The organism is Pseudomonas sp. Z2-11, assembly GCF_054161305.1.
The window spans coordinates 274,172-294,786 of the sequence record NZ_CP096395.1; the positions used below are offsets into that span (position 1 = coordinate 274,172).

The window sequence follows — 20,615 nt, forward strand, 5'->3', positions numbered from 1 at the left end:
GGGGGTAGCATTCATCCGCTCGATTGATCTGTCTTCAAGGCTTACGCCACACACTGGCCAACCATGGCTGCTGTTCCCGTGGCAGCCCCGCTGGCCGGTAATAATGCTCCAGCTCCACAAAACCTGCCGCGCCCAGCAGCCTGCGCCAGGCGTCGAGGTCGTGGTAGGCGCCGAAGCGCTGGCCGTTCCAGCCTTCCTGGTTTTCGCCCCGTGGATTGGAACTGAACAGGACGCCTCCAGGCTTTAGCGTGGCGTGCAGTTGCCTGAGCACGCGGGGCAGTTCCTGGACTGGAATATGAAACAGCACCGCGTTGGCAAAAATCCCATCAAAACGTCCATCCGGCAGGTCGAGTTTCAGGAAGTCCTGTTGCCACACCTCGCACCCGCTGTCCTGGCGGGCCATCCGGGCGAATTCTTCGGAACCGTCCAGGCCGACCGCGACATGGCCCATGCCGGTAAACGTACGCAAATCCCGCCCCGGACCGCAGCCGAAGTCGAGGATATGAAACGGCGCCTGGCCCTGGATGTGGCGCAGCAACGCATCGATGTTCTGGCTGACATCATGATCGCGGGTGCCTTCGCGAAAATTCTCGGCCACGGCGTTGTAATGACCCAGGGTCGTGGCGGTGATGACGTGCAGGTCTTCGGCAGTGTGTTTCATGGTCGCGGGCTTTGCTGGGGAGTGTTTGACGACTATACCGCAAGCCCGCCGGCCGCCAATCGCGAGCAGGCTCGCTCCCACAATGAGTCGCGCTTCAGCGTTTGTTCAGGCCGCGCGCCAGACGATCGCCCCCCAACTGGATCACCGCGACCAGCGCCACCAGCATCACGATCACCGTGAGCATGATCTGGCTGTCGAACCGCTGGTAGCCGTAACGGTAGGCGATGTCACCCAGGCCACCGGCGCCGATCGCCCCGGCCATGGCCGAGGAATTGATCATGGTCACCAAAGTGATGGTAAAACCGCCGACGATGCCTGGCAGCGCCTCCGGCAGCAATACGTGCCAGACGATATGCCAGCGCCGGCAACCCATGGCCTGGGCCGCTTCGATCAGGCCGTGGTCGACTTCCCGCAGGCTGACTTCGGCGATGCGGGCAAAAAACGGCGTCGCGGCGATGGTCAGCGGCACCACCGCAGCCCACACGCCGTAGGTCGTTCCGACAATCAGCCGAGTGAACGGAATCAGCGCCACCATCAGGATCAGGAACGGGATCGAGCGAAACAGGTTCACGAACGCGCCCAAGGCACGGTTCAGCGCCGGAGCCTCGTAAATGCCGCCCTTGCCGCTGGTGACCAGGATAACCGCCAGCGGAATGCCCGCCAGCAACGCGATCAATGACGACACACCGACCATGAGGAACGTGTCGATGAAGCCCTGCAATAAACGATCAATCCACATAACCCAGCACCTCCACCCGTTGCGCCCATGCACCTGCCCGCTGACGCAACTCCTCGGCGTCCAGTGAGGAGCCGCTCACGGCCAGCAGTAATTGTCCCAGCCCATGTCCCTGGATCCGTTCGATGCCGCCGTGCAACAGTCGCACCCGGCCACCGAGGGCGCCGAACAGGGCTGCGAGGTCCGGTTCATCGCGGGCGGTACCGGTGAATTGCAGGCGCAGCACCGTGGCGGCGTCCGCCGAGGCCGGTTGCGGCTGCAAGCGGTTCTGCAGTTCTTCAGGCAGCGCGTGCTGCAACGGCGCCAGCAGCGTCCGGCTGACCTCATGTTGCGGATTGCCGAAGACTTCCCAGACCGGCCCCTGTTCGACGATCCGCCCTTGTTCCAGCACCACTACCCGGTCGCAGACTTCGCGGATCACCGCCATCTCGTGAGTAATCAGCACGATCGTCAGGCCCAGCCGCTGGTTGATCTCCCGCAGCAGGCCGAGGATCGACTGAGTGGTCTCCGGATCCAGCGCCGAAGTGGCCTCGTCACACAGCAGGATCTGCGGATCGTGGACCAGCGCCCGGGCGATGCCGACCCGCTGCTTCTGCCCGCCTGAGAGTTGTGCCGGATAGGCCTTGTGCTTGCCATCCAGACCCACCAGTTCGAGCAGCTCGCGGACCTTGCGCTGGCGTTGCTCCTTGGGCACCCCGGCGACTTTCAGCGGCAGCTCGACGTTCTGCCAGACGGTCTTGGCCGACATCAGGTTGAAATGCTGGAAGATCATGCCGATGCGCCGGCGCAGCTCGACCAGGCGATCCTCATCGAACTCGCCGATGTCCACCTGATCGATCAGCACCCGACCGCTGGTGGGTTGCTCGAGGCGGTTGATGGTGCGAATCAGTGATGACTTGCCGGCGCCGCTGCGGCCGATGATGCCGAACACCTCGCCGCGCTGGATCGCCAGGTCGATGCCGTGCAGCGCGTTCACCGGTCCCTGGGCGCCCAGGTAGGTTTTGCCCAGGCCGACAAAACGCACGTGTGCCCGGTTGAGCTGTGGGTGCAGCTCGGTGCTTTCGGCGCTTCGGCGCGTGGGCGTTTGCTGTTCAAGCAAAGCGTTGACGGCATTCATATCAGCTTTCCCAGCCGGCTTGATAGAGCTTGCCATGGGCCTTGTCCAAGGCTGCGCGCACGGCCGGGGAGTGCTGATAGATATCGACGAACTTGATCAGCCGCGGGTCGCTTTTGCTCTTGGGCTGGATCACGAACTGGATGACGTATTCCTTGTGATCGAGGCCGTCGAACAGCAACGCGGACGTCGCGTCGAAGGTATTTGCCAGGCGGATATAGGCCGGATAACCCTGCACCAGATCGGCGTCTTCATAGGCGCGCACCAGTTGCACGGCTTCGACCTGCAGGATCTTGATCTTTTTCGGGTTGGCGACAATGTCGTCTTCGGTGGCCTTGTAGCCGACGCCCGGCTTGAGCTGGATCAGCCCGGCCTTGGCCAGCAGTTGCAAGCCGCGACCGCTGTTGATCGGGTCGTTGGCTATGGCGACGCTCGCGCCTTCGGGCAGCTCGTCGAAGCTTTTGTATTTTTTCGAGTAGAGGCCGACGTTGTTGATGATGCCCGGCGCGAACGGCACCAGGTCGAACCCAGCGGCGGCCTTGGCGTTTTCCAGGAAGGGAATGTGCTGGAAATAATTCACGTCAATGTCACCCGAAGCGAGGCTGACGTTAGGCGCGATCCAGTCACTGAATTCCACCAGCTCGACCTTCAGGCCTTGTTTGCCGGCCTCTTCGACAGCGGCCTCCAGAGGAATGGCGAAGGCGGCGGTGGTGCCGATTTTCAAAGGGGCGTCGGCGGCGAACAGCGCTGAGCTGAACAGGCCGAGGGCCAGGGCCAGTGCTTTGACTGGCAGGGTCAGGAGTTGCTTGGTCATGTCGGTTGTTCCAGTCATTAATGAGTCATGTGCTTTCGTGGCGAGGGAGCTTGCTCCCGCTGGGCTACGAAGTAGCCCGAGCTTTTTTGGGCGGGCTTCGCCCACCAGCGGGAGCAAGCTCCCTCGCCACGGAGTTCATCGCCGGTAGTTCGAGCCAGTGTGTTGGCCGGGTAGTCGCGCTTGCGCGTGAAACAGCTTTTCCCGCAACGTCCCCCCGTCGTATTCGGTCTTGTACGACCCGCGGCGCTGCAGCTCGGGAATCACCAGGTCGATGAAATCCACGTAGCTTTGTGGCGTGACGATGCGGGTCAGGTTGAAGCCGTCGAGGCCGGTCTCGGCGATCCACGATTCCAGCTCGTCGGCGACCTGTCCGGGCGAGCCGACAACGGTGATGTAGCGACCGCCCAAGGCGTGTTGCTCCAGAAGCTTGCGTCGGGTCCAGTCGTTGTTCTGCAAGGTCTTGGTCGCGGACTGGATGGCGTTGCTCTTCACGTACTGGATCGGTTCGTCCAGTTCGTACTCGGAAAAATCGATGCCCGTCGACGCGGAGAAATGCGCCACGCCGGCCTCGGCGCTGGCATACCCCAGGTACTCGGCATGCTTGGCCCAGGCCGCTGCTTCGGTCTCGCCGACAATCACGTTCAAGCCCATGAACACCTTGATGTCCTCGGCATTGCGCCCGGCCGCGACGGCGCTGGCGCGGACCTTGTCCACCTGGGCCCTGGTCGCCGGCTTGTTCTGGCCGCTGATGAACACGCACTCGGCATGGCGCCCGGCGAACAGCAGCCCGCGCTCGGAGCTGCCAGCCTGGAACAGCACCGGTGTGCGTTGGGGCGATGGCTCGCAGAGGTGATAACCGTCGACCTGATAAAACTCGCCCTGGTGCCTGACCTTGTGCACTTTTTCTGGCTGGGCGTAGATCCGCTGCTGGCGATCGTTGAGCACCGCATCGTCTTCCCAGCTGCCCTCCCAGAGTTTGTAGAGCACCTCCAGGTACTCGTCGGCCTGGTCATAACGGCGGTCGTGCTCGACCTGCGCGCCAAGGCCCATGGCTTTCGCGGCGCTGTCCAGGTAACCGGTGACAATGTTCCAGCCAACCCGGCCACGGCTCAGGTGATCCAGCGTGCTCATGCGTCGGGCGAACAGGTACGGCGGCTCATAGGTGAGGTTGGCGGTGAGGCCGAAGCCGAGGTTGCGGGTGACGGCAGCCATTGCCGAGACCAGCAGCAATGGGTCGTTGACCGGCAGCTGGATCGACTCTTTCAGCGTGACCTCCACCGATTGCTGGTAAACGTCATAGACCCCGACGATATCGGCAATGAACAACCCGTCGAACAGGCCGCGCTCCAGCAGCTGGGCCAGCCCGGTCCAGTATTCGAGCGTGTTGTACTGGGTCGAGGTGTCCTTCGGATGCGTCCACAAGCCGTGATTGATATGGCCGATGCAGTTCATGTTGAACGCGTTGAGGAGGATTTTTTTCTTGCCGAGGGCCATCAGATGGTCCCTCGCAACGGTGGTTTTTCGTCGTTGAGGTAAAAATTGCCGACCGCGTGATATTTCCAGCGCACCGGGTCGTGCAGGGTGTGTACCCGGGCGTTGCGCCAGTGACGATCCAGGCCATGTTCGGCCAGGGTCGCCTGGCTGCCGGCCAGTTCGAACAGCGTGCTGCCGGCAGCCAGGGAGATTTCGGTGCTGATGGCCCGGGCTTCGGCCACGGCAATCGAGGCCGCCGCCACCGTTTCGGCGTTGCTGTCGGCCTGGGCGCGGTCGAGGAATTCGCCGGCGCGCTCCAGCAAGGCTTCGGCGGCGTGCAGGCGAACGCCCAGATGACCGAAGCTCTTGAGCGTATGCGGATCCTGGGTGGCGACATCGCTGGTGGCGTCGATCCACGGCCGGGTTTTGCTGCGGACAAAATGCAACGCATCTTCATAGGCGGCGCGGGCAATGCCGGTATCGATGGCGGCATGGAGAATCTGCGCCAGCGGGCCCACCGGAGTAGGGCGTTCGAAGGCGCTCTGGAACGGCACGATGTCTTCGGCAGCGACCTGCACGGCTTCGAACACCACCGAGCCGCTGCCCGTGGTGCGCTGGCCGAAACCGCTCCAGTCGTCGATAACCGTCAGGCCCTGGCTGCTGCGCGGAACGAACGCCAACTACTGCACGCCGTTCTCGTCCACCACCGAAGTAGGGATGCGCTGGGCATAGATCGCCCCGGTGGCGTAAAACTTGCGGCCGTTGATGCGGTACCCGTCGCCATCGCGAAGCAGTTGGGTGGTGCGCTCGTGAGCAGTCCTGGTTCCCAGCTCCGCCAGGGCATTGCCGAACCGCTGACCGCCCAGCACTTCGGCATACAGCCGTTGCTTCTGCGCTTCGCTACCGTTTACCCGCAGCACTTCCAGGGCGTAGTAGTGGTTCTGGGGGATTTGCCCGAGCGAGCCATCGGCCTGGGCGATCAGCGCCACGACCTTCGCCAGCGTGACGTTGGAAACGCCGGCGCCGCCGTAGGCCTTGGGCACGCTGATGCCCCACAGGCCGGAGCGGGTGAAGGCTTCCAGCTCCGGGTGCGGCAGGCGCCGTTCGCGATCGCGCAGGGCGCTGTCGCGCTTGAAGTCATCGGCCAGGTCGCTGGCGACAATCAGGGCTTGTTCATCGCTGGTGATCACCGCGACGTGTTGGGAAAGCGTCATGTGCTGCTCCAGTGGTCGGGTCGTCAGATCCAGGAATGTCGGGCGGGCAAGGTCCCGTTCAGGTGGTAGTCGCCGATTGCGTGGTATTTCCAGCGCACCGGGTCGTGCAGGGTGTGGACCCGCGCGTTGCGCCAGTGGCGGTCGAGGTTGAACTCGGCAAGGGTGGCGCGGCTGCCGGCCAGCTCGAAGAGTTTTTCGCTGGCTTGCAGGGCGATTTCGGTGGTCAGCACCTTGGCTTCGGCGACGGCTATCGAAGCGCGGGCGGCGGACTGTGCCGTGATCGGCGCGGCGTTGACCTGGTCCAGTACATGCCCCGCCTTGCGCAACAGAGCCTCGGCGGCATGCAGTTCGATTTTCAGCTTGCCGACGTCGGCGATCACGTACAGATCGTCGCAGGCCCGCTCGACCTTGGCATCGATCCAGGGCCGCGCGCGTTCGCGAACGAAGGCGATAGCGTCATCGATAGCGCCGCGGGCGATGCCCAGGTCAATCGCCGCCTGGATCAGCTGCGAGAAGGCGCCTTGCACGTTTGGCGTTTCGTTGATGCGCCAGTTGTCCAGGACCAGTTCGGCGTCGGCCCGCACATTGTTCAGCAGCACGGTGCCGCTGGCCGTGGTGCGCTGGCCGAAGCCCGACCAGTCGTCGACGATGCGCAGGCCCGGGGTGCCGCGCCGGACGAACGCCAGCACTTGGCGACCTTCGTCATTCAATGCCTTCACGGCGACCCAGTGGGCGAACAGGGCGCCGGTGGAGTAGAACTTCTGTCCATTGATGACGAAGCCATCGCCATCGCCGGTGATCCGCGCCTTGAGGTCCAGGGTGTTGCGGGTGCCGCGCTCCGGCCCGGCGTTGCCGATGCGCCAGCCTTCGAGCACGCTCTGGAGGAGAGTTTTCTTTTGCCGTTCGGTGCCCGTGGCGAGAATCAGCTGGAGCACGCCGAACTGGTTCTGCGGGATCTGCCCGAGGGCCGGATCGGCTGCGGAAATGATTGCGAACACTTCGGCGATGGTAACTGAAGAGACTTGCGGCCCGCCGTACTCACGAGGAACGGCAATGCTGCCAAGCCCGCTGCGGGTGAATTGCTCGATTTCCGCCCAGGGCAGCTTGCGCTGCTGGTCGCGGCGCGCGGCCTGCTGGCGAGCAACCTGTGCGAGTTCATGCGCGGCCTTGATTGCCTCGGCATCGGTGCGCAGCACCTGTGCCGGCAATAACAATGGAGCGACATCCAGGTCGCTATGGACCTTTGCTTGCGCCAGATCGGACATTACAGCCACTCCGTGGCTGCGTGCAGTGCCTTGGCGCCCTGCACTGGGGCGATTGTGTTCCGTACCATACCCACCTCACATCTCAAGAAAACACCGCGATGAATGCGGTGGCGAAAATCAAGAATGTCCGGTGGTCCGGTCGATATACCCTAAACGCGTATAAAATGTTTTTGAACTATCTTTTAGGAATATCGATAGGCTGGATTTAAATTCATGGAGCCCGCATGGGCGAAACGGCTCTTGTGGTGAGGGAGCAGACATCCCTGCCACAAAAACCGATTACTTTTTGACGGCGCGCTTCAACGGCCATAAACGAGGTTTTGGACGGGCCTCTTCAGATTCGCATTCGCGCAACCGATCTTCAATGTCCGTGGCGGTGCCCAATGGGAGGTGTTGCCTACACGATCAAGGATGCAATAGGTCACTTCCAGGCGCAGGTCTTCGCCGGCTTCGGTGATTATTTCCGGTGGCACCCAGACATGGATCGGCTGGCCCACCTCGCAAGGTTTGATCCGAGGCAAGTCCATGCGTACATCGCCCCAGCGCACGGTGATCGCATCGTCGGCGGCCATGTTCAGGTAGGGCTCGATGGTCAGCGGTACGCCACGCTTGATCTGATTCGGATTGACGCCCTGGCGACGGATGGCCTGGGGGATACGCACCGGTGCCAGGCTCTGGTTTTCATCGCCGATCAAGGTCGAGGGCCGACCTCCGGGGCAATCGAGTTTGACTTGCACCCGTTGCGGGGCTGACAGCGCCGGCCCACGCCCGACCCGCATGACGCGATAATGGATGCATGACGTCCCGTTGACGACGAAGCTTTCCGGTATCCGCAACGTGATGCCGCCATGGGTATCTGCCTCGGATACCTGGCGGGAGCCGACGTAGCAGTTATCCCAGAACAGTTCGATCAGATCGCCCGCGTCCATGCCGGAATAAGGTGTGATGAGCACTTCCAGCCGAGCGGCGCTGGTGATGTTGATACCGGTAGGCAGGGTATTGGCCAGCGCGGGCGCGGCCAGTTCGAGGATCGGTGACGTACATGTCATGGTGTTCTCCTTGGTGTCCATATCGAGCTGTTTCATAAAGGTCAAAGGCACGGATAAACGCGGCATTGTTTATTGCGTTGCAATAAAATCATGAACTTTCAGTGCGGGACTGAGGGGAATTAAAATAATGCGCGTCGCCTGTTGGCTTCTAGATAAGGGTTGGGCAGTTACAGTGTCAATAGAAGGGCGGGATTAATGCTTGATTGGCCAACTCTTCAGAAGTTTCCTACGCGGTGCAGTTAGTATTACTTGCTGTCAGACGCCACTTTCCTTGCCCCGGCGTCTGTCGTATTGCTTACGGTAGCTGAAGGCGCGAGACAACGGGCGAGGGGTCCGACATAAGTGTTACGCAAGGTATACGCATGTCGTGCTGACAAGTTTCTCAACTGAGGGCGGGGCTGTAAGTTGTTTCGTAGCGGTCAAGAGTATGAGATCCGAGTTATCCACTTCCTTCCGTGGAAGTGTGCCGGATAACTTATTGCGCGGCGTGTGCGGAGAGGAACTTGCTGAGGAATTGTCGAGTACGCTCTTCTTTAGGGGCCGCGAACAAAGCCTTGGCTTCCCCTTGCTCGACGATCACACCTTTATCGAAGAACACCACGCGATTGGCCACGTCCCGGGCGAAGCCCATTTCATGGGTGACGATCACCATGGTGCGTTTTTCTTCGGCCAGGCCGCGAATGGTCGCCAGTACTTCGCCCACCAGCTCGGGGTCGAGTGCCGAGGTCGGCTCGTCGAACAGGATCACCGCCGGCTCCATCGCGAGCGCCCGGGCAATTGCCACGCGCTGCTGCTGGCCGCCGGACAGGCGCCGTGGGTAGGCGTCCTCCTTGCCGGCCAGCCCGACCTTGGCCAGGAGCTTGCGGCCCAGGGCTTCGGCTTCGGCACGGGGAATTTTTTTCACCACCTGGGGACCTTCGGTGACATTTTCCAATGCGGTGCGATGGGGAAACAGGTTGAAATTCTGGAATACGAACCCTACCTGCTGACGCAAACGCCTGACCAGGCCCTGTTGCTGGTTCAGCGGGCGGCTGCCATCGATCTCGATGTCGCCGACCTTGATCCGGCCACTGCTGGGTTCTTCGAGGAAGTTCAGGCAGCGCAGGAAGGTGGTCTTGCCCGAGCCGCTGGGGCCGATGATCGCTACCACTTCGCCTTCCTCGATCTTCAGGTCGATGCCGTTGAGCACTACCTGACCCTTGAACTGCTTTGTCAGTTTTTCCACGACAATCATCGGTCAGGACTCCTGGTCATGCCGATTGACCCGGGCTTCCAGGACGTTCTGCAAGTGCGAAAGCACGGTGGCAAGAACCCAATAGATCAGCGCGGCGGCAAGGTACATGGTGAAGATTTCGAAGGTTCTGGCGGTGATCAGCTGCGCTTGGCGGAACAGCTCCGGTACCTGGATGGTCGCCGCCAATGCAGTGTCCTTGACCAGGGAGATGAAGCTGTTGCCCAACGGTGGCAGGGCTGTGCGTGCGGCTTGCGGCAGGATGGCCCGACGCAGGGTCTGCGCGCGGGTCATGCCGATACTGGCCGCCGCTTCCCACTGGCCGCGTTCGATGGAGCTGATCGCGGCCCGCAGGATTTCGCAGGCGTAGGCCGCCATGTTCAGCGAAAAACCGATCAGTGCCGCCGGCAGTGGGTCCAGCTCGATGCCCAGTTGCGGCAAGCCGTAATAGATCACGAACAACTGCACCAGCAACGGCGTGCCGCGAAAGAACGACACGTAGATGCGGGCGATCCAGTTCACCGGTTTGAAGCGCGACAAACGCATCAGCGCCAGGCCAAACCCGAGCAGCAAGCCGAAGAACATGCCGCCCAGGCTGAGGATGACCGTGTAATACGCGCCCTTGAGCAAAAAGGGCGCGGAGTCCAGCGCGAGTTGAAGAGCTGCTTCCATTATTGAGTGACGTCAGCGCTGAAGTATTTTTCCGAGAGCTTTTTCAGCGTGCCGTCGGCGCGCAGTTTTTCGATGGCTTTGTTCACGGCTGCCAGCAGCTCGGGCTCGCCTTTGCGCAGGGCAATGCCAGACTCCTGGCGAGAAAAGGCTTCGCTGGTGACGGTGGTGTCCTTGGCTTTCTTGGCGTATTCCAGCGCGGCCAGGCGGTCAATCAGAATGGTATCGATGCGGCCGACACGCAGGTCCTGGAACTTGGTTGGATCATCGTCGTAGGTCTTGACCTGGGCGCCCGGTACTTCTGCCTTGACCCACTGCTCATAGTTGGTGCCCAGGCCCACGCCGACTTTTTTGCCGTCCAGGTCAGCGGCCTTCTTGATGTTCAGTTCGTCGGCTTTTTTGCTCAGTACCAGCGCCTGGATCCCGGAGACAGTGTACGGCTCGGAGAAGTCGTACTTTTTCTTGCGCTCTTCGGAGATGGTCACCTGGTTCACCACGGCGTCAAGACGCTTGGATTCCAGGGCGGCGAGGATACCGGCCCACGGGGTCGTCTGCAGCTTGACCTTGACCCCCAGTTCCTTGGCCAGGGCTTCGGAAAATTCCACTTCGAAGCCAGTCAGTTTGCCGCTGTCATCAACAAAACTGAACGGTGGATAAGTGCCTTCCAGGCCGATCTTGATCTCACCAGCGTCCTTGATTTTTTGCAGCTGCTCACCGGCAACCGCTTGCCCCATCAGCCCGGCGCTCAATGCCAGGCCCAGCGAACCCACCAGCAGGTTGCGACGTAATGCGGAAAAATTCATGACAAGCCCCTGTATTTTTATGATGACGTTTATCTGGAAGAGAAAGGCGTAGCCGCGATCCGAAAGAATTGCCACATCCTGCCCTAAAAGCAGGCTTTGCGTCTCGTGGCAAATACGCCTGCGGCGCGACTATAGGTTGGGTCGTATAGATTGGAAAATAATATTAAATCACGATCATATTCCAATATGTAATCAACATCTTGTGGGAGCGAGCCTGCTCGCTCCACAGCGACATTTACCGAGCCTGGAACACCGAGTCATAGGCAAACAGCGTCGGTGCACCGCCGGTATGCAGGAAGATGATCGGGCCGTTTTCAAAGCGGTCGCGACCGATGCCGTCGAGCAGCCCGGCCATGGCCTTGCCGGTATAGACCGGATCGAGCAGCAGGCCTTCCTGGCTCGCCAGCAACTTGACCGCCGCCAGCGTACCGGCGTTGGGCTCGCCGTAGCGGGGGGCGAAGTACTCGTCCCAGAGGTTCACCTTGAAGGCCGGCGGCAGGGCCATTTCCAGCAACTGCGCCGTACGTTCGGCAAGCCCCTGGACTTTCGGAAACTGGTCTTCCTCGCTGCGTGAAACCGTCACGCCAATCACGGGAAGGTCCGGCAGGGTTTCGCTCAGTGCCAGCGCCAGGCCGCCATGCGTGCCGGCACTGCCCGAGGCCAGCACCACGGAGGCAAATTCAAGCCCGGTGTCCTTGATCTGTTCGGCCAACTCCAGGCCCGCGCGCACATAGCCCAAGGCACCCAGGGCATTCGACCCGCCAATCGGCACCAGGTAAGGTTTTTTCCCGTTGCTACGCAGGCGGCCGGCAAGGGCCTGCAACTGTTCGTCTGCGTTGTCCAGGTTTTCGACAAGTTCGACCTTGGCGTCGAACAGCTCCAGCAACAGCCGATTACCGTTGCCCAGGTAATTGCTTTCCTCAGTGCCGATGGGGTTTTCCAGCAACGCCACACAACCCAGGCCCAGCTTCGCGGCCAGGGCAGCGGTCTGACGGACATGGTTGGACTGGATCGCGCCGGCTGTGACGAGCGTGTCGGCGCCTTGGGCCAGGGCGTCGGCGGCAAGGTATTCAAGCTTGCGCAACTTGTTTCCGCCCAGTGCCAGAGGCGTCAGGTCGTCGCGCTTGACGTAGATGTCGCGACCGAGCCAGGCGGAGAGACGGTCGAGTTTTTCCAGAGGCGTCGGATGGCTGAGCAGGTCGAGACGATGGAAGCGAGACAACTGTTCTTTGATCATGAGTCCGTACTGGCTGTAAGCGATATCCGGACTATAGGCAGCTGAGTATTCACGGGCAACCGGGATGTGGGCGTTGAGGATGACATTTAATAAGGCAATCAACGGACCCGTGGCGAGGGAGCTTGCTCCCGCTGGGCCGCGCAGCGGCCCCAAAACCTGCCAGATGCGGAGCGTCAGACCCACCGCACTCGCCGGGTTACGACTGCTTCGCAGCCGAGCGGGAGCAAGCTCCCTCGCCACAGGCGCATCATTCTCTCAACTGAACCGCTCGCACAGGATTTGCGTTACCACTGAACGAATGATCTGCGAACTGCGTCATACCCACCCATGGGCTAGTGTAGGAAACGTGCCATCGAGCCCTGCGATTAGTCCTTGGCAGCCTATTCATGTTTAACTTGAACGTTCATTCAAGTTAAACCATTGGTTTGCTGCCCGCTCACAACAGGAGGCTTGCCTTTGCCGAGTCCGTTTGCGCACGTCATGATTTCGCTTTGCGAGGTGCTCCATCGATGAGTACTTCGTCCCTCCCATCCAGCGGCCTGGTCCGCATGAATCCGCCGGTGTTTTATTTCGCCGCGACCTTCATCCTGCTGTTCGGCCTGGTCGTCATTGCCGTGCCGGAGCAGGCCGGCGCCTGGTTGCTGGCCGCGCAGAACTGGGCGGCCAATACGGTCGGCTGGTATTACATGCTGGCGATGACCCTGTATCTGGTCTTCGTGGTGGTCACCGCCTTGTCCGGCTACGGCAAGATCAAGCTCGGTGCCGACCACGACGAGCCCGAGTTCAGCTACCTGTCCTGGGCCGGCATGTTGTTTGCCGCCGGGATCAGCATCACCTTGTTTTTCTTCTGCGTATCCGAGCCCCTGACCCATCTGGTCCAGCCGCCCCAGGGCGAAGCCGGCACCGCTGATGCGGCGCGCCAGGCGATGCAGATCCTGTTCCTGCACTGGGGTTTGCACGGCTGGGGTGTGTTCGCTTTCGTTGGCATGGCCCTGGCGTACTTCGCCTACCGGCACAACCTGCCGCTGGCCTTGCGGTCGGCGTTGTACCCGCTGATCGGCAAGCGCATCAACGGCCCGATCGGTTATGCGGTGGACGGTTTCGGCATCATCGCGACCGTGTTCGGCCTTGGCGCGGATATGGGCTTTGGCGTGCTGCACCTCAATTCCGGTCTGGATTACCTCTTCGGCATCGCTCACACCCAGTGGATCCAGGTCGGGCTGATCGTGCTGATGATGGGCGCGGCAATCATTGTTGCCGTGGCTGGCGTCGACAAGGGCGTGCGCGTCATGTCCGATATCAACATGCTGCTGGCCTGCGCGCTGTTGCTGTTTGTGCTGTTCGCCGGACCGACCCAGCATCTGCTCAATACGCTTATCCAGAATCTCGGCGATTACCTCGGCGCCCTGCCGATGAAGAGTTTCGACCTGTATGCCTACAACGAGCCCAGCGACTGGCTGGGCGGTTGGACAGTGTTCTATTGGGCATGGTGGATCGCGTGGTCACCGTTCGTGGGGCTGTTTATCGCACGGATATCCCGTGGCCGGACGATCCGTGAATTCGTGTTCGGCGTGCTGCTGATCCCCTTGGGTTTCACCCTGGCGTGGATGTCGATTTTCGGTAACAGCGCCATCGATCAGGTCCTGAACCATGGCATGAGCGCCCTGGGCATGTCGGCCCTGGACAACCCGTCGATGAGCCTTTACCTGCTGCTGGAAACCTACCCGTGGAGCAAGACGGTAATTGCGGTCACGGTGTTCATCAGCTTCGTGTTTTTTGTCACGTCCGCCGACTCCGGCACCGTGGTGCTGTCGACATTGTCGGCCAAGGGCGGCAGCCCCGATGAGGACGGGCCGAAATGGCTGCGGGTGTTCTGGGGCGCGATGACTGCCCTGGTGACAAGTGCCTTGCTGTTCTCCGGCAGCATCGATGCCTTGAAGTCGGCGGTGGTGCTGACGTCCTTGCCGTTCTCGCTGATTCTGCTGCTGATGATGTGGGGCCTGCACAAGGCGTTCTACCTGGAGTCGCAGAAGCAGATCGCGCAGTTGCATTCCCTCGCGCCGGTGTCGGGCTCCCGGCGGGGCACTGGCGGTTGGCGTCAGCGCTTGAGCCAGGCGGTGCATTTTCCTTCCCGCGACGAGGTGTATCGCTTCCTCGATACCACGGTGCGCCCGGCCATCGAGGAGGTGAAGGCGGTATTCGCCGAAAAGGGCCTGACGGTGATGACCCAGCCAGACCCGGCCAACGACAGCGTCAGCCTGGAAATCGGCCACGGAGAACAGCATCCGTTCATCTACCAGGTGCAGATGCGGGGTTACTTCACGCCGTCCTTCGCCCGGGGTGGCATGGGCTCCAAACAGATCAACAATCGTCGCTACTACCGCGCCGAAGTACACCTGAGCGAGGGCAGCCAGGACTACGACCTGGTGGGGTATTCCAAGGAGCAGGTCATCAACGACATCCTCGACCAGTACGAGCGGCACATGCAGTTTCTGCATCTGGTGCGCTGAAAGGAAAGAGTCTGCACCGCTCCGACGTCTTCGCGAGCAGGCTCGCTCCCACAGGGACATGCGATACCCCTGTGGGAGCGAGCCTGCTCGCGAAGGCGGTTTGGAGGGTGCCGCAGAGCACGCCTCAGACCAGCCCTCCGTTAGCTCGCAGGATCTGGCCGTTCACCCAACCAGCGGCCGGGCTTACCAGGAATGACACGATGCTGGCGATGTCTTCCGGCTGGCCGAGGCGTTCCAGGGGCGGCATCCTGGCATAGTGCTGGACCTGCTCTTCGCTTTTGCCCTGCATGAACAGCTCGGTGGCGACCGGCCCCGGGGCCACGGCGTTGACGGTGATCTGGCGACCGCGCAGCTCCTTGGCAAATACTTGGGTCAGGGATTCCACTGCGGCCTTGCTGGCGATGTACACCGAGTAGCCCGGCAGGTTCATGCCCACGGTACTGCTGGAAAAATTCACGATGCGGCCGCCATCGTTCAGCCGGGTCGCGGCCTCGCGCAAGGTGTTGAAGGTGCCACGGGTGTTGATGGCGAACGTGCGGTCGAACAGCTCGTCGCTGTGCTGCGCCAACGGCATGACCTGGAGGATGCCGGCGTTGTTGATCAACACATCGACCCTACCCAGTTGCGCTTCGACTTCATCGAACATCCGGCTGACGTCGGCGGCAACCGACACGTCGGCCTTCACCGCTATGGCCGGGTGCCCGGCCTGACGCAACTGCACCGCCAGCTGCGAGGCCTCGGTGGCGCTGCTGGCGAAGTTGATGGCGACAGCAAACCCGTCGCTCGCCAATTGCCTGGCTATCTGCGCGCCGATCCCACGGGAGGCACCGGTGACGATGGCGACTTTGGCGTTTTGAGCAGTCATGGCAAGGATCTCCTTGAGATGTCGTGATGGGTTGATGCGAGATTCACATGTTTACGTGCAGCGATAAATGCAGGAGAGTTGCCTTGACTGTTCAACATTTCTCAACAATCAGGGCTTCAGATGGACCAGGTCAAGGCGATGAAGGTGTTTGTCCGTATCTACGAGCGCAGCAGCTTCACCCTGGCTGCCGAAGACCTGAACATGCCCCGGGCCACGCTGACCCACACGCTCAATCAATTCGAAGCCTGGCTGGGTGTTCGTCTGCTGGAGCGCAGCACACGCAGGGTGCGTCCGACCCTCGATGGCGAGGCCTACTACCCACGTTGCGTGCAATTGCTGGCGGAACTCGAAGAAGCCGAGCTGGCGTTTCGCGGCGTGGCGCCCAAAGGCAAGTTGAGGGTGGACCTGCATGGAACCCAGGCGCGGTATTTCGTGATCCCCGCGTTGCCGCAATTCATGGCCCGCTACCCGGATATCGAATTGTTCATCAGTGAAGCGGACCGCTTCGTCGACTTGATCGCCGAGGGCGTCGATTGCGTCGTGCGCTCCGGTACGTTGGCGGATTCGTCGTTGATTGGCCGGCGTGTTGCCAATCTTCGCCAGATCACCTGTGCCAGCCCGGCTTACCTGCGCCAGTACGGTGAACCGAAAAGCCTGGAGGATCTCAAGCAGCACAAGGCGGTGAACTACGTCTCGCGCACCACCGCCAAGCTTTATCCATTCGAATTCATGGTCGACGGCGAACTCAAGGAGGTTTCGATCGGGGGCACGTTGTCGGTGTCCGGGGCAGAAATCTATGCGGCGTCGGCGATCGCCGGCATGGGCCTGATCCAATGCCCGTATTACCGAATGGAGGAGCCGATCCGCCAAGGCCTGATCCGCGAAGTGCTCGCCGCGACACCTCCGCCGTCCATGCCGGTGTCGGTGGTTTATCCACACAACCGACACATGTCACCACGAGTACGGGTGTTTGTGGATTGGGTGGCGGAGGTGTTTGCGCAGGCGCGCTAGCTGACCCCTATATTATTAGCGTTTCCCTTGTGGGGAGCGAGCCTGCTCGCGAAGGCGGCAATACATCCAATATCGCTGCCTACTGACCCACCGCTTTCGTGAGCAAGCCCGCTCCCACAGGGTTTTGCGAACTTTCGACCTGACTGGTGCGTCTGTGAAATGTTAGCTTCTGCCACCAGCCGTCCGAACAGAGAGTTTTTTCGATGACCTACACCGCTGCGCAAAATCGCTACGAATCCATCCCTTACCGCCGCGTCGGGCGCAGCGGGCTGGTACTGCCGGCCTTGTCACTCGGCTTGTGGCACAACTTCGGCGACAGCACGCCGATCGACACTCAGCGGGCCTTGTTGCGCACGGCGTTCGACCTGGGTATCAACCACTTCGACCTGGCCAACAACTACGGCCCGCCCTACGGCAGCGCCGAAATCAATTTCGGCCGGTTGCTGCGGGAAGATTTCCAGCAATACCGCGACGAACTGATCATCTCCAGCAAGGCCGGCTGGGACATGTGGCCAGGCCCTTATGGTCAGGGCGGCGGTTCGCGCAAATACGTGCTGGCCAGCCTTGACCAGAGCCTTCAGCGCCTCGGTCTGGATTACGTGGACATCTTCTACTCCCACCGTTTCGATCCCGACACGCCACTGGAAGAAACCGCCAGCGCCCTGGCCACCGCCGTGCAGCAGGGCAAGGCCCTGTACATTGGCATTTCTTCCTATTCGGGCGTGAAGACCCGGGAAATGGCGGCGCTGCTTCAGGAATGGAAAGTGCCGCTGTTGATCCATCAGCCGGCCTACAACCTGCTCAACCGTTGGGTCGAGAAGGACTTGCTGGACGCCACCGAGGAACTGGGCACCGGCGTGATCGCCTTCACGCCGCTGGCGCAGGGCCTGCTGACCGACAAATACCTCAAGGGCATTCCCGCCGATGCGCGGGTCAATCGCCCGGGCGGCGGTTCGTTGCAGGCCTCGCATCTGTCAGATGAAAACATCGCCCACGTACGCGCCCTCAACGAGATCGCCCAGCGTCGCGGCCAGAGCCTGGCGCAAATGGCCCTGGCCTGGACATTGCGCGATCCGCGGGTCACCTCAGCCCTGATCGGCGCCAGCCGACCGGAGCAGATCGTCGAGAACGTCGGGGCGCTGCAAAATCTCGAGTTCAGCGCCGAAGAACTGGCCGAGATCGACCGGTTTGCCCAAGAGGGCGGGATCAACCTGTGGGAGAAGCCTTCGACGGCTGAGTGATTCCAGCCGGTTTATCAGGTTGAACGCAGGACCCGTGGCGAGGGAGCTTGCTCCCGCTGGGTCGCGAAGCGGCCCCCAGTTCATGTTGCTTGCGCATGATTAACTGATCCGAGATTTTGGGGCTGCTACGCAGCCCAGCGGGAGCAAGCTCCCTCGCCACGGGGATATGAGCCGTGGCGAGGCACTCACCTGAAAAACGGCACATCCCCCAACACCGTCGCCCGATGCATCACCCGCCGGTTGGGGCGGTAGTCGTCCACGGCGAAATGCTGGGTCACGCGGTTGTCCCAGAACGCCACGTCGTTGGCCTGCCAGCGCCAGCGAACGGTGAACTCCGGACGCGTCGCATGGGCAAACAGCAATTTCAGGATCGCCTCGCTTTCGGTTTCCGACAGCTCGTTGATGCGCGTAGTGAAGCCTTCGTTGACGAACAGTGCGCGGCGGCCGCTCACCGGATGAGTGCGAATCACCGGATGCGACAGCGGTGGATTCTTGCGCCGTGCTTCTTCCCAACGTAGCCGGTCTTCCGCCGTGTTGCCAAAGCGCTCGAGCGGAAACGAACGGGTAAAGTCGTGGGTAGCCGTTAGGCCTTCCGACAGGCTTTTCAACGGTGCCGACAAGGCTTCGTAGGCCGCGATGCCGCTGGCCCACAACGTATCGCCGCCGAATGCCGGCAGCAGCTTGGCGCTGAGTACCGCGCCCATGGCCGGGGTCGGCAGGAAGGTCACGTCGGTGTGCCACACCGCGTTGTCGCGCACATCGGTGACGGCGGTGTCGAGCACCAGCACTTCGGGCTGCTCCGGCACGTTGGGGTAGATCGGGTGAATGTGCAGGTCGCCAAAGTACGCGGCGAAACGGGCCTGTTGTGCGGGTTCGATCGGCTGGTCGCGGAAGAACAGCACCTGATATTCGAGCAATGCCTGCTCGATGGTGTCACGGTCTTCCGGGGCCAGTGGCTGGCTGATATCGATCCCGCTGATCTGCGCGCCGAGGGCAACGCTCAGAGGGGTAACGGTCGGACGGCTCATCGTCGTTCTCTCGGATCGGCGCCGAATGGTCGGCGTGGTCAATAAAGGTTCAGTGTGCCTGGCCGTGCCACGGCACCAGTCTGCGTTGCAGGGCGCGCAGGCCCATTTCCATGGCAAAGGCGATCAGCGCAATCACCAGGATCCCCAGCACCACGACATCGGTGACCAGGAACTGCGCTGCCGACTGCACCATGAACCCCAGGCCGCTGGTGGCCGCGATCAGTTCGGCGGCGACCAGCGTCGACCAGCCCACGCCCAGGCCGATGCGGATACCGGTGAGGATGTCGGGCAGGGCGCTGGGTACGATCACATGGCGAATCAGTTGCGCCCGCGTGGCCCCCAGCGATTGGGCCGCGCGCAGTTTGGCCGGGTCGACGGTGCGCACCCCGGTTGCAGTGGCGATGGCGATCGGGGCGAAAATCGCCAGGTAGATCAGCAGGACTTTCGACAGCTCACCGATGCCGCACCAGATCACGATCAGCGGCAGGTAAGCCAGGGGTGGAATCGGCCGGTAGAACTCGATCAGCGGATCGAGTACGCCGCGGGCAATACGGTTGGTGCCGATGGCGATACCCACCGGCACCGCCGTCAACACCGCGAACAGCAGGCCCAGGCCAATCCGCCCGAGGCTTGCGCCGAGGTGCTGCCAGAGTGTGGAATCCATGTAGCCGCTGGTAGCCAGCAGCCAGCCTTTTTGCAGCACGGCGGAGGGCGGCGGCAGGAAGAGCGGTTCGATCAGGCCGCTGGCGGTTACGGCCCACCAGAGCAACAGCAGCGCCACCAGCGTCAGGCCGCTGATCCATCGCGTGCTCAGGGTACGGCGCGCGAGGACTGGAGGGCGGGCGGCCACGGCGTCGCTGGCCACGGCTGGAACTTCATAGCTGCTCATGCGCGCTCCTGCTGCCGAGTGGCGCTGCGTTGGGAGAACACTTTCGCCAGCACATGCTCGCGGGTTTCGATGAAGCGCGGGTCGGACTTGATCGACCGCGCCGCTTCCCCCGCGCCGTAGCGACGCCCGAAATCCAGGCTCAGGCGCTCGACGATCTGCCCCGGATCGGGGGCCAGCAGGATCAGGTCGGTGGCAAGGAATACCGCCTCTTCAATGTCATGGGTAATCAGGAACACCGGTTTGGCGGTACGTTGCCAGACTTGCAGCAGCAGTTCCTGCATCTGTTCACGGGTGAACGCGTCCAGGGCGCCGAAAGGTTCGTCCATCAGCAATACCCGTGGATCGGCCGCCAGCGCGCGGGCCAGCCCGACGCGTTGCTTCTGACCGCCCGACAGCTGCCAGACACGGCGCTTTTCGAAACCGGCCAGGTCCACCAGGGCGAGCATTTCCCGAGCGCGAGCCTCGCGCTTCTCCCTGGCAACACCCGCCAGTTCGAGGCCGAATCCGACGTTCGCCAACACGTCTTGCCAAGGCAACAGCGCATCGTCCTGGAACACTACGCCGCGCTCGGCACCCGGGCCCTTGACGGGAATGCCGTCTAGGGTGATCTGTCCGGCGCTGGGTTCCACAAACCCGGCAATCAGGTTGAGCAGCGAAGTCTTGCCGCTGCCGGAGGGGCCGAGGGCAACCAGCAACTGCTGCGGGCCCAAGGTCAACGAAATATCCGCCAGTACCGGTTTCGTTGCGCCGGGGTACTGTGCGCTGATGCGCTCCAGCTGTAGCAAGGCCATCTCGACGTCTCCTG

Annotated in this window: 18 protein-coding genes and 1 pseudogene; 3 read left to right on the forward strand and 16 right to left on the reverse strand. The window is 61.8% G+C overall.

Annotated features, from left to right (window positions below; all coding sequences use genetic code 11):
• Positions 1-34: 34 nt before the first annotated feature.
• The 12 genes and pseudogenes from M1E16_RS01140 to M1E16_RS01195 form a co-directional block, all read right to left on the reverse strand.
• Positions 35-661, reverse strand: coding sequence for a class I SAM-dependent methyltransferase (locus M1E16_RS01140; RefSeq protein ID WP_434696204.1), 627 nt, complete (start codon positions 659-661; stop codon positions 35-37).
• 94 nt (positions 662-755) lie between these two features.
• On the reverse strand, positions 756-1,400 hold the full coding sequence (locus tag M1E16_RS01145) for a methionine ABC transporter permease (RefSeq protein WP_458128998.1): 645 nt from the start codon (positions 1,398-1,400) through the stop codon (positions 756-758).
• Positions 1,390-2,514, reverse strand: coding sequence for a methionine ABC transporter ATP-binding protein (locus M1E16_RS01150; protein ID WP_458128999.1), 1,125 nt, complete (start codon positions 2,512-2,514; stop codon positions 1,390-1,392). The genes M1E16_RS01145 and M1E16_RS01150 overlap by 11 nt, the downstream gene beginning before the upstream one ends.
• A 1-nt stretch (position 2,515) precedes the next feature.
• Positions 2,516-3,325, reverse strand: a complete 810-nt coding sequence (locus M1E16_RS01155; protein ID WP_434602491.1) for a MetQ/NlpA family ABC transporter substrate-binding protein — start codon at positions 3,323-3,325, stop codon at positions 2,516-2,518.
• A gap of 135 nt (positions 3,326-3,460) precedes the next feature.
• Complete coding sequence (locus M1E16_RS01160; RefSeq protein ID WP_458129000.1) at positions 3,461-4,819, reverse strand: LLM class flavin-dependent oxidoreductase; 1,359 nt, start codon at positions 4,817-4,819, stop codon at positions 3,461-3,463.
• Positions 4,819-6,012 (reverse strand): annotated as a pseudogene (locus M1E16_RS01165) (SfnB family sulfur acquisition oxidoreductase). Before M1E16_RS01165 ends, M1E16_RS01160 begins: the two are co-directional and overlap by 1 nt.
• A gap of 23 nt (positions 6,013-6,035) precedes the next feature.
• Positions 6,036-7,277 (reverse strand): SfnB family sulfur acquisition oxidoreductase, encoded by a 1,242-nt coding sequence (locus M1E16_RS01170; protein ID WP_458129001.1) that lies wholly within the window; start codon positions 7,275-7,277, stop codon positions 6,036-6,038.
• Positions 7,278-7,576: 299 nt separating this feature from the next.
• Positions 7,577-8,326: a hypothetical protein gene (locus tag M1E16_RS01175; protein ID WP_434626572.1), complete on the reverse strand. Its 750-nt coding sequence runs from the start codon at positions 8,324-8,326 to the stop codon at positions 7,577-7,579.
• 475 nt (positions 8,327-8,801) lie between these two features.
• Positions 8,802-9,560, reverse strand: a complete 759-nt coding sequence (gene tcyN, locus M1E16_RS01180) for an L-cystine ABC transporter ATP-binding protein TcyN (protein ID WP_305497545.1) — start codon at positions 9,558-9,560, stop codon at positions 8,802-8,804.
• A gap of 3 nt (positions 9,561-9,563) precedes the next feature.
• A complete protein-coding gene (gene tcyL / locus M1E16_RS01185) occupies positions 9,564-10,229 on the reverse strand; it encodes a cystine ABC transporter permease (protein WP_305497544.1) in 666 nt (221 codons plus the stop codon).
• Complete coding sequence (gene tcyJ / locus M1E16_RS01190) at positions 10,229-11,029, reverse strand: cystine ABC transporter substrate-binding protein (protein ID WP_434626571.1); 801 nt, start codon at positions 11,027-11,029, stop codon at positions 10,229-10,231. The genes tcyL and tcyJ overlap by 1 nt, the downstream gene beginning before the upstream one ends.
• A gap of 235 nt (positions 11,030-11,264) precedes the next feature.
• Complete coding sequence (locus M1E16_RS01195; protein WP_458129002.1) at positions 11,265-12,266, reverse strand: D-cysteine desulfhydrase; 1,002 nt, start codon at positions 12,264-12,266, stop codon at positions 11,265-11,267.
• Between the two features lie 548 nt (positions 12,267-12,814).
• On the opposite strand from M1E16_RS01195, the gene betT reads away from it, so the two are divergent.
• Positions 12,815-14,776, forward strand: a complete 1,962-nt coding sequence (gene betT / locus M1E16_RS01200) for a choline transporter BetT (RefSeq protein ID WP_434574312.1) — start codon at positions 12,815-12,817, stop codon at positions 14,774-14,776.
• Positions 14,777-14,900: 124 nt separating this feature from the next.
• On the opposite strand, the gene M1E16_RS01205 is transcribed toward betT, so the two are convergent.
• The gene (locus M1E16_RS01205; protein ID WP_434602495.1) at positions 14,901-15,641 is read right to left on the reverse strand and encodes an SDR family oxidoreductase; all 741 of its coding nucleotides are present in this window, start codon (positions 15,639-15,641) and stop codon (positions 14,901-14,903) included.
• Between the two features lie 120 nt (positions 15,642-15,761).
• On the opposite strand from M1E16_RS01205, the gene M1E16_RS01210 reads away from it, so the two are divergent.
• Both M1E16_RS01210 and mgrA read left to right on the forward strand, forming a co-directional pair.
• A complete protein-coding gene (locus tag M1E16_RS01210; RefSeq protein WP_434654149.1) occupies positions 15,762-16,652 on the forward strand; it encodes a LysR family transcriptional regulator in 891 nt (296 codons plus the stop codon).
• A gap of 203 nt (positions 16,653-16,855) precedes the next feature.
• Complete coding sequence (gene mgrA, locus M1E16_RS01215; RefSeq protein WP_434570362.1) at positions 16,856-17,893, forward strand: L-glyceraldehyde 3-phosphate reductase; 1,038 nt, start codon at positions 16,856-16,858, stop codon at positions 17,891-17,893.
• Between the two features lie 185 nt (positions 17,894-18,078).
• On the opposite strand, the gene tauD is transcribed toward mgrA, so the two are convergent.
• From tauD to tauB, 3 genes are read right to left on the reverse strand one after another with little or no spacing between them, the layout of a single operon-like run.
• Entirely contained in the window at positions 18,079-18,921 is an 843-nt protein-coding gene (gene tauD, locus M1E16_RS01220; RefSeq protein ID WP_458129003.1) for a taurine dioxygenase, read from the reverse strand.
• Between the two features lie 49 nt (positions 18,922-18,970).
• Entirely contained in the window at positions 18,971-19,810 is an 840-nt protein-coding gene (gene tauC / locus M1E16_RS01225) for a taurine ABC transporter permease TauC (RefSeq protein WP_458129004.1), read from the reverse strand.
• The gene (tauB, locus tag M1E16_RS01230) at positions 19,807-20,601 is read right to left on the reverse strand and encodes a taurine ABC transporter ATP-binding subunit (RefSeq protein ID WP_434626566.1); all 795 of its coding nucleotides are present in this window, start codon (positions 20,599-20,601) and stop codon (positions 19,807-19,809) included. Before tauB ends, tauC begins: the two co-directional genes overlap by 4 nt.
• Positions 20,602-20,615: the final 14 nt, after the last annotated feature.

Bases quoted from the DNA above. Each gene is read 5' to 3' on its own strand.
- M1E16_RS01145 (WP_458128998.1), bottom strand. From the start codon at position 1,400: ATGTGGATTGATCGTTTATTGCAGGGCTTCATCGACACGTTCCTCATG.
- tauC (WP_458129004.1), bottom strand. From the start codon at position 19,810: ATGAGCAGCTATGAAGTTCCAGCCGTGGCCAGCGACGCCGTGGCCGCC.
- tauB (WP_434626566.1), bottom strand. From the start codon at position 20,601: ATGGCCTTGCTACAGCTGGAGCGCATCAGCGCACAGTACCCCGGCGCA.
- tcyN (WP_305497545.1), bottom strand. From the start codon at position 9,560: ATGATTGTCGTGGAAAAACTGACAAAGCAGTTCAAGGGTCAGGTAGTG.
- betT (WP_434574312.1), top strand. From the start codon at position 12,815: ATGAATCCGCCGGTGTTTTATTTCGCCGCGACCTTCATCCTGCTGTTC.
- M1E16_RS01205 (WP_434602495.1), bottom strand. From the start codon at position 15,641: ATGACTGCTCAAAACGCCAAAGTCGCCATCGTCACCGGTGCCTCCCGT.
- M1E16_RS01175 (WP_434626572.1), bottom strand. From the start codon at position 8,326: ATGACATGTACGTCACCGATCCTCGAACTGGCCGCGCCCGCGCTGGCC.
- M1E16_RS01195 (WP_458129002.1), bottom strand. From the start codon at position 12,266: ATGATCAAAGAACAGTTGTCTCGCTTCCATCGTCTCGACCTGCTCAGC.
- M1E16_RS01210 (WP_434654149.1), top strand. From the start codon at position 15,762: ATGGACCAGGTCAAGGCGATGAAGGTGTTTGTCCGTATCTACGAGCGC.
- tauD (WP_458129003.1), bottom strand. From the start codon at position 18,921: ATGAGCCGTCCGACCGTTACCCCTCTGAGCGTTGCCCTCGGCGCGCAG.
- M1E16_RS01160 (WP_458129000.1), bottom strand. From the start codon at position 4,819: ATGGCCCTCGGCAAGAAAAAAATCCTCCTCAACGCGTTCAACATGAAC.
- tcyJ (WP_434626571.1), bottom strand. From the start codon at position 11,029: ATGAATTTTTCCGCATTACGTCGCAACCTGCTGGTGGGTTCGCTGGGC.
- M1E16_RS01155 (WP_434602491.1), bottom strand. From the start codon at position 3,325: ATGACCAAGCAACTCCTGACCCTGCCAGTCAAAGCACTGGCCCTGGCC.
- tcyL (WP_305497544.1), bottom strand. From the start codon at position 10,229: ATGGAAGCAGCTCTTCAACTCGCGCTGGACTCCGCGCCCTTTTTGCTC.
- mgrA (WP_434570362.1), top strand. From the start codon at position 16,856: ATGACCTACACCGCTGCGCAAAATCGCTACGAATCCATCCCTTACCGC.
- M1E16_RS01140 (WP_434696204.1), bottom strand. From the start codon at position 661: ATGAAACACACTGCCGAAGACCTGCACGTCATCACCGCCACGACCCTG.
- M1E16_RS01170 (WP_458129001.1), bottom strand. From the start codon at position 7,277: ATGTCCGATCTGGCGCAAGCAAAGGTCCATAGCGACCTGGATGTCGCT.
- M1E16_RS01150 (WP_458128999.1), bottom strand. From the start codon at position 2,514: ATGAATGCCGTCAACGCTTTGCTTGAACAGCAAACGCCCACGCGCCGA.